Source organism: Komagataeibacter sp. NFXK3 (assembly GCF_054182245.1).
The window spans coordinates 64696-80255 of sequence record NZ_JAPIVJ010000005.1 but is presented as its reverse complement, the minus strand read 5'-3'; the positions used below and the strand labels follow the sequence as shown (position 1 = coordinate 80255).

Annotated in this window: 10 protein-coding genes and 1 tRNA gene; 6 read left to right on the top strand and 5 right to left on the bottom strand. The window is 64.7% G+C overall.

The annotated features are described in order from the left end of the window. The first annotated feature begins 193 nt into the window (after positions 1–193). Positions 194–1483 (top strand): serine hydroxymethyltransferase, encoded by a 1290-nt coding sequence (gene glyA, locus OQZ28_RS07175; RefSeq protein WP_207303427.1) that lies wholly within the window; start codon positions 194–196, stop codon positions 1481–1483. A gap of 40 nt (positions 1484–1523) precedes the next feature. Here the strand turns inward: glyA and OQZ28_RS07170 are convergent, their stop codons facing one another. Both OQZ28_RS07170 and OQZ28_RS07165 read right to left on the bottom strand, forming a co-directional pair. Further along, entirely contained in the window at positions 1524–2549 is a 1026-nt protein-coding gene (locus OQZ28_RS07170) for a peptidase M14 (protein ID WP_458135630.1), read from the bottom strand. A gap of 162 nt (positions 2550–2711) precedes the next feature. Beyond that, the gene (locus OQZ28_RS07165) at positions 2712–3857 is read right to left on the bottom strand and encodes a DEAD/DEAH box helicase (protein ID WP_458135629.1); all 1146 of its coding nucleotides are present in this window, start codon (positions 3855–3857) and stop codon (positions 2712–2714) included. 81 nt (positions 3858–3938) lie between these two features. Between OQZ28_RS07165 and OQZ28_RS07160 the strand changes: the two genes are divergently transcribed. From OQZ28_RS07160 to OQZ28_RS07150, 3 genes are all read left to right on the top strand, one after another. After that, the gene (locus tag OQZ28_RS07160; RefSeq protein WP_458135628.1) at positions 3939–4898 is read left to right on the top strand and encodes a mitochondrial fission ELM1 family protein; all 960 of its coding nucleotides are present in this window, start codon (positions 3939–3941) and stop codon (positions 4896–4898) included. Positions 4899–4939: 41 nt separating this feature from the next. Continuing rightward, entirely contained in the window at positions 4940–6826 is a 1887-nt protein-coding gene (locus tag OQZ28_RS07155; RefSeq protein WP_458135627.1) for a hypothetical protein, read from the top strand. A gap of 110 nt (positions 6827–6936) precedes the next feature. Beyond that, positions 6937–7317, top strand: a complete 381-nt coding sequence (locus tag OQZ28_RS07150; protein WP_458135626.1) for a hypothetical protein — start codon at positions 6937–6939, stop codon at positions 7315–7317. A 135-nt stretch (positions 7318–7452) separates the two neighbouring features. On the opposite strand, the gene OQZ28_RS07145 is transcribed toward OQZ28_RS07150, so the two are convergent. From OQZ28_RS07145 to OQZ28_RS07135, 3 genes are all read right to left on the bottom strand, one after another. After that, a tRNA-Val gene (locus OQZ28_RS07145) sits at positions 7453–7527 on the bottom strand. Positions 7528–7595: 68 nt separating this feature from the next. Beyond that, positions 7596–9107, bottom strand: coding sequence for a YifB family Mg chelatase-like AAA ATPase (locus tag OQZ28_RS07140; RefSeq protein WP_458135625.1), 1512 nt, complete (start codon positions 9105–9107; stop codon positions 7596–7598). Between the two features lie 309 nt (positions 9108–9416). Beyond that, complete coding sequence (locus OQZ28_RS07135; RefSeq protein WP_130730965.1) at positions 9417–10934, bottom strand: replicative DNA helicase; 1518 nt, start codon at positions 10932–10934, stop codon at positions 9417–9419. A 250-nt stretch (positions 10935–11184) separates the two neighbouring features. On the opposite strand from OQZ28_RS07135, the gene OQZ28_RS07130 reads away from it, so the two are divergent. Beyond that, positions 11185–12666, top strand: a complete 1482-nt coding sequence (locus tag OQZ28_RS07130; protein ID WP_458135624.1) for a mannitol dehydrogenase family protein — start codon at positions 11185–11187, stop codon at positions 12664–12666. Positions 12667–12802: 136 nt separating this feature from the next. Continuing rightward, complete coding sequence (locus tag OQZ28_RS07125) at positions 12803–15193, top strand: glucose/quinate/shikimate family membrane-bound PQQ-dependent dehydrogenase (RefSeq protein WP_458135623.1); 2391 nt, start codon at positions 12803–12805, stop codon at positions 15191–15193. The last annotated feature ends 367 nt before the right edge of the window (positions 15194–15560 follow it).

Sequence of the window (15560 nt, the reverse complement as noted above, 5' to 3'; positions counted from 1 at the left end):
CACCTGTCATGCCGCGGGGGAGTGCATGGGGGGGAACAACTGTCAAATCAGCCTCTCTCGGTCATTTTGGCGTTGTCTAAACGCCACGATATGGCGCACATAGCAGGCCTGTCCCCATAGGTGTCATGTCCGTTTGCCCAGCCGGAAATGACAGACGATAATTTGATGGAGAACCATACCGGTGTCGGACCCTATCAGCCAGAGTGACCTCAAGCAGTTTTTCCGCGCCCCCCTGACCGAAGCCGACCCCGATGTCGCCGCCATGATCGATGCGGAACTGGTGCGTCAGCGCGACGGGATCGAACTGATCGCCAGCGAGAACATGGTCTCGGCCGCCGTCATGGCCGCCCAGGGCAGCGTCCTGACCAACAAATACGCCGAAGGCTATCCCGGTCGCCGCTATTATGGCGGCTGCGTGGAAGTGGACAAGGTCGAGACCCTGGCCATCGAGCGCGTGAAGAAGATGTTCGGCGCCGAATTCGCCAACGTGCAGCCCCATTCCGGCGCCAACGCCAACCAGGCCGCCTTCATGGCCATGGTCAAGCCGGGCGATACCGTGATGGGCATGAGCCTTGCCGCCGGTGGCCACCTGACGCATGGCGCGGCTCCCAACTACTCGGGCAAGTGGTTCAATGCCGTGCAGTACGGCGTGCGCAAGCAGGACGGCCTGCTCGACTACGAGGAAATGGAGCGCCTGGCCCGCGCCGAGAAGCCGAAGCTGATCGTGGCCGGTGGCTCGGCCTATCCGCGCGTCATCGATTTCGCCCGCTTCCGCGCCATTGCCGATGAGGTGGGGGCTTACCTGATGGTGGACATGGCGCATTTCGCGGGCCTTGTCGCCGCCGGGCTGTATCCCTCGCCGGTGCCGCATGCGCATGTCGTGACCTCGACCACGCACAAGACCCTGCGCGGCCCGCGTGGCGGCCTGATCCTGACCAACGATGCCGACCTGGCCAAGAAGATCAACTCCGCCGTGTTCCCTGGCCTGCAGGGCGGCCCGCTCATGCATGTCATCGCGGGCAAGGCGGTGGCGTTTGGCGAGGCGCTGCGCCCCGACTTCAAGACCTATCAGGAAGCCGTGGCCAGCAATGCCCGCATCCTGGCCGAGACACTGGTCAAGGCTGGTTTTGACATCGTGACCGGCGGCACCGACTGCCACCTGATCCTTGTCGACCTGCGCCCCAAGGGCGTTACGGGCCGTGCCGCCGAGCGCGCGCTCGAGCGCGCGGGCATTACCGCCAACAAGAACGCCATTCCCTTCGACCCCGAAAAGCCCGCCATCACCTCGGGCATCCGCTTGGGCAGCCCGGCGGCCACCGCGCGTGGCTTTGGCGCAGCCGAGTTCCATGAAATCGGCCTGATGATCGACGAAGTGCTGACCGCCCTTGCCAAGACACCCGGTGAGGAAGGCTGCGAGAAGACGGAGCAGGCCGTGCATGCCCGCGTCAAGGCGCTGTGCGCCCGCTTCCCCATCTACGCCTGAACATGAGGCACGCCCGCCCCGGTCGATAACGGGGCGGGCCTTACGCCGGACTACTGGCGGCCCGGGCGAAGCGCACCGCCGTATGTCCGCGCGCGGGGCGCAGGTTGGGCATGACCAGCATGCACCGGTCATAGGGCGTGCGGATCTCGTCACGCCCGTCATGCGCGACCAGCGTGCCCCGTGCGGGCAGGACCTGCCCGCCACGGAACGGGGCCACAAAACGGAACGCGCCGGTGCGCGCCGTCACCACATCCGTCACCACCATATCGCGTTGCGGCACGGATGTGCCGGAAGCCGGCACCGGCAGGCCACAGCACGGCCCGATCAGGGACATGACAGCCTGCATGGCCCGGCTTACCGTGCTTTCATGCCAGTGCTGCCCTGCCTCGAGCAGGCAGGCGGCGGCGGGGCCCTCATCGCTGAAGCGGGGATGGTCGATCAGCCTGCATCCGCTCGGGTGCCCCTGATCGGCCACGGCCGTTGCGACACCGCCAATGCGCTGCGCCATCTCCCGCCCCGCTGTTGCCAGCCCTGACAGGATCAGCGGATCACCCGGCCACAGCATGGAATGCAGGTCGAGCAGCCTGTCCGCCGTCAGGATAACGGGCAGCAGCACACGCGCGCGGTCGAGTTCATGCGCGGCACGCGACCCCGCCAGCGTTGCGGGCGACCAGACGCGGTTCATGTCTTCGTCCACGCAGCGCGCCCTTATGGGGTCACGCGGGTCGAAAAGGTCCATGGCCTCGGGGTTGGCGAATATGAAGGATAGGCGGCCAGAACGCGGGCGGATGCGCGCGCGCAGCAGGCGGTCAAGCACGATGGCGCCCGCGAATTCATTACCGTGGATCAGGCTGACACACACGATATGCGGCCCCGGCCTGCGCCCCTCGTAATGCATGACACCGGGTATGCCGCAATTCCCCGCCCGCCATGGCGCGATGTCAGGAGGGGTGAGGTCAACGCGCCATCGGGGCAGGGGCTGGGCTGGCGGCGGCAGGCGGTCAAGAAACGGCGTGGGTCGTGTCACGCGCACCGGCAGCGGTGCTTCATCCGGCCCACATGTCATGCTCCGTGCCGCCCGACAGGGCGCAGGCCGGCCCCATCACGGTGCAGGCCGGGTGCGTGCATGACAGCGTGGTTCATCATGCCAGCAGTTTATCCGGCCCGCCTGCCACGGCAAGGCCACCACCCCGCCCGGGGCATGACAAATGCATGACAGTGTGCAGGCTTATTCCGGCAGTGTTGCGATACGGATACGCTGGCCGGTCAGGCGTTCGATCTCCTTCAGCGCCTGACGCTCCTCGGGCGCACACAGGGCCACGGCCATGCCGCGTCGGCCCGCGCGCGCCGTGCGGCCGATGCGGTGCACATAGGCTTCGGCGGGGGAGGGAATATCGTGGTTGATGACCAGGGCAATGTCGTCAATATCGATTCCGCGCGCCATCACGTCGGTCGCCACCAGCACGCCCACGCGGCCCTGGCGGAAATCACGCAGCATATGCTCGCGCCGGGCCTGCGAATGATCGCCATGAATGGCAACGGCCGGCGTCAGCGCCGAGACCGCGCGGGCGATGGCATCCGCCTCGTGGCGCGTACGCACGAAGATCATCACGCGCTGCATGCCATACTGGCGCAGGCAGGCCAGCGTTGCCGCCGCCTTTTGGCGCATCGGCACGAAAATGGCGTATTGCGCGATGCGGGGCGCGGGAGCCTGTTCGGCCTCCATGCTCACGCGCACGGGCTTGTGCAGCAGGCGGGCCGCGAGGTCTGCCATAGCGGGCGGCATCGTGGCCGAGAAGAGCAGGGTCTGGTGGCGTGGCGGCAGGGCGGCTGCCAGGGCCAGCATGTCCTCGGCAAAATTGGGGTCGAGCATGCGGTCCGCCTCATCAAGCACGAACTGCGTGATGGTGGACAGGTCGAGTTCGCCGCCCCGCGCGAGGTCGATCACGCGCCCCGGCGTGCCGACCACGATGGCGATTCCCTCGGCCAGCGTTTTCGCCTGTGCCGCGCGCGCCGTGCCGCCGGTAGCCTGCAGCGCGCGCAGGCCGCTGCCACGGGCGAGGCCACGCAGCACGCCCGCCGTCTGGCCCGCAAGCTCGCGCGTGGGCGAAAGGACAAGGCAGCGCACGCGGCTGTTATCGGCGCTGTCATCCGCGCCTTCGCCCTGCATCAGCGCGGACAGGAGCGGGGCCGCGAAGGCGATGGTCTTGCCACTGCCGGTGCTGGCAAGGGCCTCCACGTCCCGACCCGCCATGATGGGGGGAATGACCGCGTTCTGGATCGCGGAAGGTTGGTGCAGGCCCATGCGGGCCAGTGCTGCCACCACGCGGCCATCAAGCCCCATGCCGGAAAATGTCGGTTCTGTCTCGCTCATTGCTGCCCCATAGCGCGGGTAAGCCCGCGACAAAAGGGGCAGGGCATTGACGGCCCGCCCCATGTCCCGCCAGATGGCGGCATGGATGCTTCCTTACGCCCCGCAACCGTTATCGCGCCAGACCTTGCGGGCATGCGCTCGCAAACCTTTGGCCTGGCGCAGCGCGCGGGCCTTGCACCCGAACTGCATGCCCTGGCGCCACGCGGCCTGTGGCGGCACATGCCCGCCGCCTGGTGGCCCGCACCGCTGCGCGCCATCAGGCCGCTCGGCCTGCCCGATACATATCGCGACAACCCGGTCATCACCATAGGCGGCAGCGGGGGCGCGGTAGGGGCGGCGCTGAAGCGCGAAGGGGCCTGCGTGATACAGGTGCAGAACCCCCGCCTTTCACCCGCGCACTTCGATCTGCTCATTGCCAACCACCATGACCGGCTGCGCGGCCCCAATGTCGTGCTCACGCGCACGGCGCTGCATGGCATGACCCCCGCTCTGCTGGCGCAGGCGCGGGAGGAATGGGCGCCCCGGCTGGCGCATCTGCCCCGCCCGCTGGTCTCGGTGCTGGTAGGGGGCGGCAACGGGCGCTTCCGCCTTGGCCCGGCAGAAGGGGCTGCCCTGGCGGCTGACCTGGCGGCCATGATGCGGCGTGACCGCGTGGGCATTGCGCTCACGCCCTCGCGCCGCACCGACCCTGCCGTATGCCGTGAACTGCAACGCGCCCTTGCAGGCCCCGATGCATGGGTATGGGACCAGACCGGGCCCAATCCCTATCCTGGCCTGCTGGCCTGTGCCGATGCGATCGTGGTGACGATGGACAGCGTTTCCATGGTATCAGAGGCGGTGGCAACATCCGTGCCCGTAATGGTGGCGGCACTGCCGGGCCGGTCGCGGCGCATCGGGCATTTCCTGCGTGAGCTCGAACACGCTGGCCGCATCCGCCCCTTTGCCGGACGGCTGGAAACATGGGGGGCAACACCCCTTGATGATACCGAACTGGCGGCGCAGGCCGTGCGGCACTATTGTGGCCTGCCACCCTTGGCCTGATCACCCTCCCGCCCGCACCGAAGTGGAACAAGACGGCACCCATGCTTGGCATTCGTACCTTTGACCCGCGCACCGGCGGCAACATGGCCTACCGGGCCCTGACCCATCCGCTCGCCGCTGAAAAACTGGCCATTCTGAACCACGCACTGGCCGAGGCCGGTCCTGTCGCGATCTATGACCCGCACGGCATGGCTGAAACCATCCTGCCCCTGCTGCCCGTGCCGCTACAGGTTGCGGAACTGTACACCCATGATTCGCTCAGGGTAGGGCAGCCCTGCTGCGGGCAGGTGCTGCGCGCGCTGGCTGACCTGCCCGCAAGTACGGCCACGACCGTGTGGGCGCTGGATTTTGCATCGAGCATGATGGAAAACCGCCTGGCCGGCCTCATGCCTGCGGGCGGCACGCTGCACACGCTGGCCCCGGTCCGCCTGCCGCAGGACATGCTCTCGGTGGGGCACCATTATCTTGATCGGCTCAATTTCGGCACCAATTTCGCGTTCTTCCGCGAAACAGAAGAGTTCTCCACCCGTCTGGTCACCGCCAATTACTGGGCCCGCTACGGCGCGCGCGACGTCCGGCTGTGGCTGCGTTTGTTCGATGAAAGCGGCTGCGTGCTGCACACATGGGAACAGCCCGTGCCGAAAGGCGAACAGGCTATCGTGCTGGATAGCGCCGAGATCCGCCAGCGCTTCGGCCTGCCCGCGTTTACCGGCCAGCTTTTCATCCATGCCATCGGCATCGCGGGCCATGATGTGGTGAAATACGCGCTCGAGACGCGCGGCAAGGGGGCCAATGCCAGCCTGTCGGTCACGCATGATGCCAATGCCTGGCCTGCCAACCGCTACGCCAACCTGCCAGCCCCCGCACCGGGCGAGGACGTGGTGCTGTGGGTACAGAACAGCCACGACCTGACCATTCCTGCTGGCACCATGACGCTGAACCGCATGGGGTGTGACGAACAGGTGGCCATTAGCCAGACGCTGGCCCCGTACCAGACGCTGGCGGTGCATGTGCATGACATGCTGCCCGATCTCGCCTGGCCCGCGCAGGTTGAATTCCGCGCGGGCGGGTATGTCGTGCGCCCGCGTTATGAGGTGACGCGCGCTGGCCGCACCCGCATCGCGCACCTTAACGTGCAGCGCGCCGATTTGCAGCCTGATCCCGGCATTGCCGGACTGGACCCGCGTTTTTTCGGGCGGGGGTATCTGCTGCCCTTTCCGGTGCCTGACCCCGCGCGTTACCGCACGCTGGTCGTACCCGCCCCCATGGCCGAAAGCCTGACAAGCCTGCCCGTGCGCGTGGACTGCTTCGATCAGGCCGGGCAGGCCGGGCCCGCGCGGTTCATGGGCAATCTGGGGCGTGACCATGCCAGCATGCTTGATGCGGGCGCGCTTGCAGGCGGGGCAGGACATGCCGAACTTGTCTATGACTTTTGCGAAGGCGGGCAGGCCGATGGCTGGCTGCATGCCCTGATCCGCTACGAGGACCGCATGAGCGGCCATGTGGCCGAGACCAGTTTTGGCGCGCATATCTTCAACACCGCCATGACCTATCGCGGGGAGCCGCAATCCTATGCTGGGCCGCCGCCGGGGCTTTCCACCAGACTGTTCCTGACTGCAGCGCTGCATGAACCCTACAGTTGCTGCATGCTCATCTATCCGGCATCAGGGCCGTGGCATGCCATGTCAGACACACAGCTTTCGCTCCATGCCGCCCATGGCGCGGTCATGGCAGAAGAGCGGCTGGCCATTCCGCTGTCTGGCTCGTGCGAAATCTGGCCGCACGAGGTATTCGGGCGGGCTGCGCTGGAAATTGCGGGCGAGGGGGCTTATGTCATCATCCGTGACACGACCTGCCGCCTGTTTGGCTATCATGGCCGCAGGAGCGGAGACGGACGGTTTTCAATCGACCATATGTTCGGCTTCTGAACGTACCGTGGGCAGGCATAAGGCTTGCGCGCGGGGCGCAGGCCCGGCCTGACTGCTCCGTAAAGCAATGAACCGGCCCATGACCGGCATGGAGGAATACCGACCACACCATGATCGTACAGGACACCAATTTCTTCTGTGACATGCCCGACGACATGAAATACCTGCGCGACCGCAACCCGCCGCAGAATTTTCTTGAGCAGAACATGATCTTTGTCCTGCCCGAGCGGCTGCGCAAGTTCCGGCGCAACCTGTATCATGTCCGGCGCACGGAGGCGGATGCCACCGTTTACGCGCCGCTGTTCCGGGTGCGCTGCATCACCGAACGTGAGCCTGTGCCAGAAGGCTATGACGGGCCGTTTGATGTGTTTCCCTTCTACACCAACCCCACCCGCAAGCGCCGCCGCACGCTTGATTACTACGTGCTGTTCCTGTTTCAGGACAAGCTGTCCTACGTCAAATGCCGCGATGCGTTAGGGCAGGTGCCGTAAGCTTTACCAAAACTTTTGGGGCTGGCGTGATGTGGCCAGCCTGTCCATACGGCAACGCGCTGCGTGTGCCATGCCCATTGTTATGGGCTGCAACGCAGTGTTTTATGCTCGTATTATCAGGGATATAAGGCCGGATGGTGGGTGCGACAGGGATTGAACCTGTGACCCCCGCCGTGTGAAGGCGATGCTCTACCGCTGAGCTACGCACCCATCCGCTTCGGTGGGGCTTATTTAGTCCAGGCAGGCAGGGTGCGCAAGAGGGAAAAATCGCTTTCGGGTCATTTTCCACCCACACGGCGGAAGCGGTAGGCCAGGGCCTCGGCAATATGGCCACGCTCCACATCGGGCTGCGCGCCCAGATCGGCTATGGTGCGGCCCACGCGCAGCAGGCGGGTAAAGCCACGGGCGGAAAGACGCATTTTTTCAGCGGCCTGCACGGCAAAGTCACGCGCGGGCGCGGTGATGCGGAAATCATCGGTCGAGGCCTCGGCATTGCGGGCCTCGCCCTGACGGGCCTGCTGGCGGCCCACGGCCTCACGCACGCGGGCCGCCACAATGGCACTGGTCTCGCCACCCTTGAGTTCGGCAATGCGGCTCAGGGGCATCGGTTCGACATGCACGGTCATGTCCAGCCGGTCGAGCAGCGGGCCGGACAGGCGGGCCTGATAATCCTCGCCACAGCGGGGCGCCTTGCGGCATTCCTGCGCCGCATCGCCCAGATAGCCGCATTTGCACGGATTCATGGCTGCAATGAGCTGGAAGCGGGCAGGGTAGGTGACATGGGCCGCGGCCCGGGCGATGGAAATGCTGCCGGTTTCCATCGGCTGGCGCAGCACTTCGAGCGCCGCGCGGCCAAATTCGGGCATTTCATCCAAAAACAGCACGCCGCGATGCGCAAGGCTGACCTCGCCGGGCCGCGCCCGCGCACCGCCACCGCTCAGGGCCGCAGGGCTGGAGGAATGATGCGGATCGCGGAACGGTGGCCGGCGCACGGGCTGGCCATCCCTGAGCAGGCCGCCAATGCTGTGAATGCGGCTGATCTCCAGCATTTCAACTGGCGTGAGGTCCGGCATGATGCCGGGCAGGCGGGCGGCCAGCATGGATTTACCAGCACCGGGCGGCCCGACCATGAGCAGCGAATGACGGCCCGCGGCGGCAATTTCCAATGCGCGGCGCGCGGTTTCCATGCCGCGGATATCAGCGAGGTCGGGCAGGGCGGTCAGGTCTTCTGGCGCGATGGGGGGCAGTTCGACCGGCTCGATCACCTGCTGGCCGCGAAAATGGTTGAGCAGCTCGGGCAGGGAGCGGATGGCGAGGATGTCCATGTCCTCACTGGCCCAGCGGGCCTCCACGCCCTGGGCTGCAGGGCAGATCAGCCCGAGCGACAGGCTGGCCGCGGTCATGGCGGCAGGCAGCACGCCACAGACCGGGTTGACGCCGCCATCAAGCGACAGCTCGCCCAGGGCCGCGTAACGCTGCGCCATGTCACCCGAAAGCAGGCCCATGACGACAAGCAGGGCAAGGGCGATGGGCAGGTCGAAATGCGATCCTTCCTTCATCAGGCTGGCAGGCACCATATTGACCACGATGCGTTTGGCCGGCAGCGCAAGGCCCATGGCCGACAGGGCCGCGCGCACGCGCTCACGCGATTCATTGATGGCCTTGTCCGGCAGGCCCACGATCAGGAAAGATGGCAGGCCGACGGAAAGCTGGACCTCGACTTTGACAGGAACGGCCTCGATGCCGGAAAATGCAAAACCGCAGATCGATGCGAGCGCCGTATCAGTCATGCATGGATGATGCCGGATTGCGGGCGACTTGGCCATTATGGAACATGGCGAAAAACAACATGGCGAAACGGGCCGGATCATGCGCCCCGGCTTCTTTCACTTCCAGTTTGTTGGCATAATATTTCTTATAAAACTTTTTGATGCGCGGGGAAGAGGGTGCCTGTGCCTGATCCGGCGGCTTTCATCATCCCATTCTGGCTGTGCGGTTTTATGCACATTCGTGTCCCGGCCAGCCGTGCCGCGCAGCTTGTGGCCCCCATGCCACAGTGATGCGCCGTCCGGACACGGCGCATCACTTTCGCCCTTCCCTTAAGCGTCGTGGAACATGTCGAGATCACCAAAGCGGGTGAACTCGCCTTCGAAGAACAGGTTCACCGTCCCTGTCGGGCCATGGCGCTGCTTTTCCAGGATCAGTTCGGCGCGGTTATGGGCCAGATCCATCTTGCGCTGCCACTCCTCCATCGCGGTCTGGTACTTGTCCACGGAATCGTAGGAGGTTTCCTTGGGCTGGCGCTGCTGGAGGTAGTACTGGTCGCGATAGACGAACATCACCGCATCGGCGTCCTGCTCGATCGAGCCGGATTCACGCAGGTCCGACAGCATGGGCCGCTTGTCTTCCCTGCTCTCGACCTGGCGCGACAGCTGTGACAGCGCAATGACCGGCACCGAGAGTTCCTTGGCCAGCGCCTTGAGCCCCTGCGTGATCATGGAGATTTCAAGCACGCGGTTATCGGCCTTGGTGCCGACCGAAGGCCGCATGAGCTGCAGGTAATCGACCACCACAAGGCTCAGCCCCTTGGTGCGCGCCAGCCTGCGGCAGCGCGTGCGCATGGCCGAAAGTGTGATGGCGGGCGTATCGTCAATATGCAGCGGCAGCTGGGCCAGTTCGCGGCTGACCTGCACAAATCGGTCGAATTCCTTCTGCACCAGCTCGCCACGACGGATTTTCTCGCCCGAGACGCTGGACTGCTCGGACAGGATACGGGTCGCCAGCTGCTCGGCCGACATTTCCAGCGAGAAGATGGCGACCGAGCCCTTGGGCTTGGCATCATCCTCGGCCTCGCGCGCAGCCTGCATGAGCGAACGCGCGGCGGAGAATGCAATCTTGGTGGCGAGCGCCGTCTTGCCCATGGCGGGCCGCCCGGCAAGGATCAGCAGGTCGGATGGATGCAGGCCGCCGGTTTTCTTGTCGAGGTCGCGCAGCCCCGTGGTCAGGCCCACCACGTCGCCGTTACGGTCAAAGGCGTGCTGGGCAATCTTGACCGCATCGGCCAGGGCACGGTCAAAGGACAGGAAGCCGCCATCCTGCCCCTTCTCGGTGGCGAGGCGGAACAGCGCCTCCTCGCTGGCGGCGATCTGGTCGGGGCCATCAAGGTCGGGGCGCGCGCCAAAGGCGTTGTTCACCACGTCCTGCCCGATATCGATCAGCTGGCGGCGGATCCAGGCATCATGGATCACGCGGCCATAGTCGGCAGCGTTGATGATGCCGACCATCGATGTCAGCAGCTTGGCCAGATAGGACGTGCCGCCCACGGGGTCGAGCACGCCGGTATTCTGGAAATAGATGCGCAGCGTGACCGGGTCGGCCAGCTTGCCTTCTTCGATATGCTGCGAAATCGCGTCATAGATCTTCCCGTTGATCTCATCGGCGAAGTGTATGCCGGTCAGGAAGTCGGAAACACGATCATAGGCCTTGTTGTTGGTCAGCAACGCGCCGAGCAGCGCCTGCTCGGCCTGCAGGTTGGCAGGCGGCAGGCGCTGCGACACGCCAAGGAGCGAGTCCGGCTGGCGGGACTCAGCGGAGGGAGGATTCTGGATGGTATTCACGCCTTCCTTCTATCCGATCAGGCGGCCGCGCCGGAAGAGATGATTATGCATGGCCGTGCCACCAGGCGTCCTCTCCTGCGTGGCATAATAAAAAACATGTTTTTCGCCTCGCTCCGGGCCAACGCGCGGGGTTGCGCGCTTTTTGCCCATGCCCTGCAGGCGCACAGGCACCTGACGCGCAGGCGGGCGGGTTGCCGCATGGGTCTTTTCTGATTAGGCGTCGAAAAATCCTTTCCGTGGAAATATGGTCATGACCCCACTTAACAAGACATCCCTGCCCCACCTGCCGCCCGAGATCGTGGTACCTGCCTATGACCGCAGCAAGGTAACGCCCGGCATCGCGCATATCAGCGTTGGCAATTTTCATCGCGCGCATCAGGCCGTCTATATCGACCGCGTGCTGGCGCGCGCGGGCCAGGAAGGCTGGGGCCTGCTGGGCGTTGGCCTGATGGAAACCCCGCACGAGGCGCAGAAAGCGCAGGACATGGCAGCGCAGGATGGCCTGTATTCCCTGACCGAATGCGCGCCCGATGCGCCAAACGTGGTGCGCGTGATCGGCTCCATTACGGAATATATGTACGCCCCCGCCGACCGGGCCGCCACCATCGCCCGCCTGGCAGACCCCGCTATCCGCATTGTCAGCCTGACCGTGACCGAGGGCGGCTATTACGTTGATGAAAATGGCGTCTTCCCCCTCGATCATCCCGTCATTGCCGAAGACCTGAAGCGCGACGTGCCGCACACGGTGTTCGGCCTGCTGACCGAGGCGCTGCGCCTGCGGCGCGAGAGCGGTGCGGGTCCGTTCACCATCCTGTCATGCGACAACCTGCCCCAGAACGGCCATGTGGCGCGCGCGGCCTTCCTCGGCTGGGCGCGGGCCCGTGATGCGGGGCTGGCGCAGTGGATGGAGGAGAATGTCACCTTCCCCTGCACCATGGTGGATCGCATCACCCCCGCCGTGCACCCCGAGGATGTCAAACGCCTCGATGCCGAAAGCGGGCTTGATGACCGCATCCCCGTCTTCTGCGAGGATTTCATCCAGTGGGTCGTCGAGGACAGGTTTTGCGCGGGCCGCCCGGAACTCGAGGCCGTGGGCGTGCAGTTTACCGATAATGTCGAGCCGTATGAGGCGGTGAAGCTGCACATGCTCAATGCCTCCCACTCGCTGCTCGGGCTTTCGGGCGTGCTGTCGGGTTACCGGTTTGTCAGCGAGATCATGCTCGACCTGAACGAGGTCTCCCTCGTCGAGCAGTATCTGGCCTTTGATGCCGAGCCCCTGCTGCACGCGCCGCCGGGCATGGCGCTGCGGGAGTATGGCAGGCGTCTGCTGCACCGTTTCCGCAACAAGGCGATCAGCGACCAGTTGCTGCGCATTGCCTTTGACAGCACGTCCAAGCTGTCCATGTTCATCAGGAGCACCGCCATGGGCGTGATCGCCCATAACCGCCCGGTGGAGCGCATTGCCTTCGTGGTGGCCTGTTATGCGGAATATCTGCGCGGGCGTGACGATAAAGGCACAGTCTATGATGTGGTCGAGCCACACCTGACCGATGAAGACCGCCTCAAAGCGGCCTCATCCAACCTAGAAGATGCGCTGGACATGACCGCTTTTGCGGGCTGGGACCTGCGGGAAAGTGCGGTTTTCGTGCAGCGCTACCTCGCGTTGCGCCAGTCCCTGCGCGACCGGGGCACCCGCGCCACGCTGGCGGAGGTTGTATCCACCGGGGAATAGCCGTTCACGGGGAGATGTAATCCCCTGAAATATTAAGACACACGTTTTATTCATAAGGTTGGGCTTGACCTGATGGCGTCTCCTACGTTTTCTCATTGAAAATGTTCGGACTGTATCACGGTAATCAGGAAAACTTATGAATAGCCTCATACGCTCGGCTCCCCTTCTCGCTGCGGCCATTGCCGTCTGCGTCCTGACAGGTCTCTACCTGCTGGGAGGCGGGCTATGGCTGTGTCTCATCGGCGGCTCCTTTTATTATGTCATCGCTGGCATATTGCTGCTGGTCACGGCGGTGCTGCTGCTACGGCGGCAGGCCATGGCGCTCACGGTCTATGCCGTGCTCCTGCTCGGCACGATGGTGTGGGCCGTGCAGGAAGCCGGGTTTGATTTCTGGGCGCTCGCACCGCGTGGCGATATTCTGGTGCCCATCGGCATCGTGCTTGCCCTGCCGTGGGTAACGCGCCACCTGCAGCCTGCCAGCCCCGCCACCCGCCTGCCCCTGTTCGGCGCGATTGGCGCCGCCGTGGTCGTGGTGGGCGCGGCCCTGACACAGGACCCGCAGGACATCGCGGGCAGCCTGCCGCCCGTGGCGGAAAATGCCCCGGAGCCGGGCGATGCCCACCAGATGCCCGATGAGGACTGGCAGGCCTATGGCCGTACCCAGTTTGGTGACCGGTTCTCCCCGCTCAAGCAGGTCAATGCCAGCAATGTCAGCAAGCTGAAGGTCGCCTGGACGTTCCGCACCGGCGACCTGCGCGGCCCCAACGACCCCGGTGAGATCACCGATGAGGTCACGCCCATCAAGATCCGTGATACGCTCTACCTGTGCACCCCCCACCAGATCCTGTTCGCGCTCGATGCGAAGACCGGCCAGCAGCGGTGGAAGTTCGACCCCAAGCTGGCCTACAACCCCACCTTCCAGCACCTGACCTGCCGTGGCGTGTCCTATCATGAGGACAGGGCGGATGACGCGCAGGCGGCGGATGGGGCAGCAGCCCCGGCCGAGTGCGCGCGTCGCATTTTCCTGCCCACCAATGATGGCCAGCTTTTCGCGCTCGATGCGGCAACCGGCGCGCGCTGCGCAAGCTTTGGCAATAATGGCGTGGTGAACCTGCAGGACGGCATGCCGGTCAAGACGCTGGGCTTTTACGAGCCCACCTCCCCCCCGGTCGTGACCGATACCACCGTGATCGTGTCCGGCGCCGTGACCGACAACTATTCCACGCATGAGCCTTCGGGCGTGACACGCGGGTTCGACGTGCATACCGGCGCGCTGAAATGGGCGTTCGATCCCGGCAATCCCGACCCGAACGAGATGCCGTCCGAGCACCACACCTTCGTGCCCAACTCCCCCAATTCGTGGATCACGTCATCCTATGACGCCAAGCTCGACCTGATCTACATCCCCATGGGTGTGCAGACGCCCGATATCTGGGGCGGCAACCGCGGCGCCGATGCCGAGCGCTATGCAAGCTCCATCGTGGCGCTGAACGCCTCCACCGGCAAGCTGGTCTGGTCATACCAGACCGTGCACCACGACCTGTGGGACATGGACATCCCCGCCCAGCCCAGCCTGGTCGATATCCGCAACGAACAGGGCGAGGTCATTCCCACCCTGTATGCCCCGGCCAAGACCGGCAACATCTTCGTGCTCGACCGGCGTAACGGCCAGCTCGTGGTGCCCGCCCCCGAGCGCCCCGTGCCCCAGGGCGCAGCGCCGGGCGATCACGTTTCGCCCACCCAGCCCTTCTCGCAGCTGACCTTCCGCCCCAGCAAGCTCCTGACCGATGCCGACATGTGGGGCGGCACGATGTATGACCAGTTGGTCTGCCGCATCATGTTCCACCGCCTGCGCTATGACGGCACGTTCACGCCGCCTTCGCTGCAGGGCACGCTGGTCTTCCCCGGCAATCTCGGCATGTTCGAGTGGGGCGGGCTTGCGGTCGACCCCGTGCGCCAGATCGCGATTGCCAACCCCATCGCCATTCCGTTCGTGTCCAGGCTGATCCCGCGCGGGCCGAACAACCCGGCAACGCCTGACAAGTCCCTGCCCTCGGGCTCGGAGAGTGGCGTGCAGCCGCAGTTTGGCGTGCCTTATGGCGTGGACCTGCATCCGTTCCTCTCGCCGTTCGGCCTGCCGTGCAAGCAGCCTGCCTGGGGCTACATGTCCGGCATCGACCTGCGCACCAACAAGATCGTGTGGAAGCACCGCAACGGCACGATCCGTGACAGCGCGCCGCTGCCCATGCCCATCAAGATGGGCGTGCCCAGCCTTGGCGGCCCGCTCACCACGGCAGGTGGCGTAGCCTTCCTCACCTCCACGCTCGATTACTACATCCGCGCCTATGACGTAACGAACGGCCAGGTGCTGTGGCAGGACCGCCTGCCCGCCGGTGGCCAGTCCACGCCCATGACCTATGCGGTCGATGGCAAGCAGTACATCGTCACCGCCGACGGCGGCCACGGGTCGTTCGGTACCAAGCTGGGCGACTACATCGTCGCCTACAGTCTGCCTGACGGAAACTGATGCCCGCGCCGGGGAAGGATTTTTCCTTCCCCGGCTTGACATTGCCCGTCATATCTATATTCACCTGTATATAGATGCTGCTCATACAGGCCACCTTGCAAACCATTATTCACGGTTTTGCAGGGATTTTCTGCATTATGTAGAAAAACAAATAAGTCTTATCATCGCTTTGATCTTACGCGCGCCCGAACGGCTTGATTAGGAAACGGTAATACTAAAGTTTCCGCCGTGGCGCCGATGTTCCCGCACATCCGGCAGTTCCGGTGCTTCGGAGGGGGCGCAATGTTGCGCCGCCTCCTGTGTTTCGCGCCATGACGGCACTGGAACCGGGCGGATGATACGGGGTGATATGATGACTTTCACAACC

Excerpts from the sequence above, each read along its gene's own strand:
- OQZ28_RS07150 (WP_458135626.1), top strand. The coding sequence starts at position 6,937 with ATGATCGTACAGGACACCAATTTCTTCTGTGACATGCCCGACGACATG.
- OQZ28_RS07170 (WP_458135630.1), bottom strand. The coding sequence starts at position 2,549 with ATGACATGTGGGCCGGATGAAGCACCGCTGCCGGTGCGCGTGACACGA.
- OQZ28_RS07155 (WP_458135627.1), top strand. The coding sequence starts at position 4,940 with ATGCTTGGCATTCGTACCTTTGACCCGCGCACCGGCGGCAACATGGCC.
- OQZ28_RS07125 (WP_458135623.1), top strand. The coding sequence starts at position 12,803 with ATGAATAGCCTCATACGCTCGGCTCCCCTTCTCGCTGCGGCCATTGCC.
- OQZ28_RS07130 (WP_458135624.1), top strand. The coding sequence starts at position 11,185 with ATGACCCCACTTAACAAGACATCCCTGCCCCACCTGCCGCCCGAGATC.
- OQZ28_RS07140 (WP_458135625.1), bottom strand. The coding sequence starts at position 9,107 with ATGACTGATACGGCGCTCGCATCGATCTGCGGTTTTGCATTTTCCGGC.
- OQZ28_RS07160 (WP_458135628.1), top strand. The coding sequence starts at position 3,939 with ATGGATGCTTCCTTACGCCCCGCAACCGTTATCGCGCCAGACCTTGCG.
- OQZ28_RS07165 (WP_458135629.1), bottom strand. The coding sequence starts at position 3,857 with ATGAGCGAGACAGAACCGACATTTTCCGGCATGGGGCTTGATGGCCGC.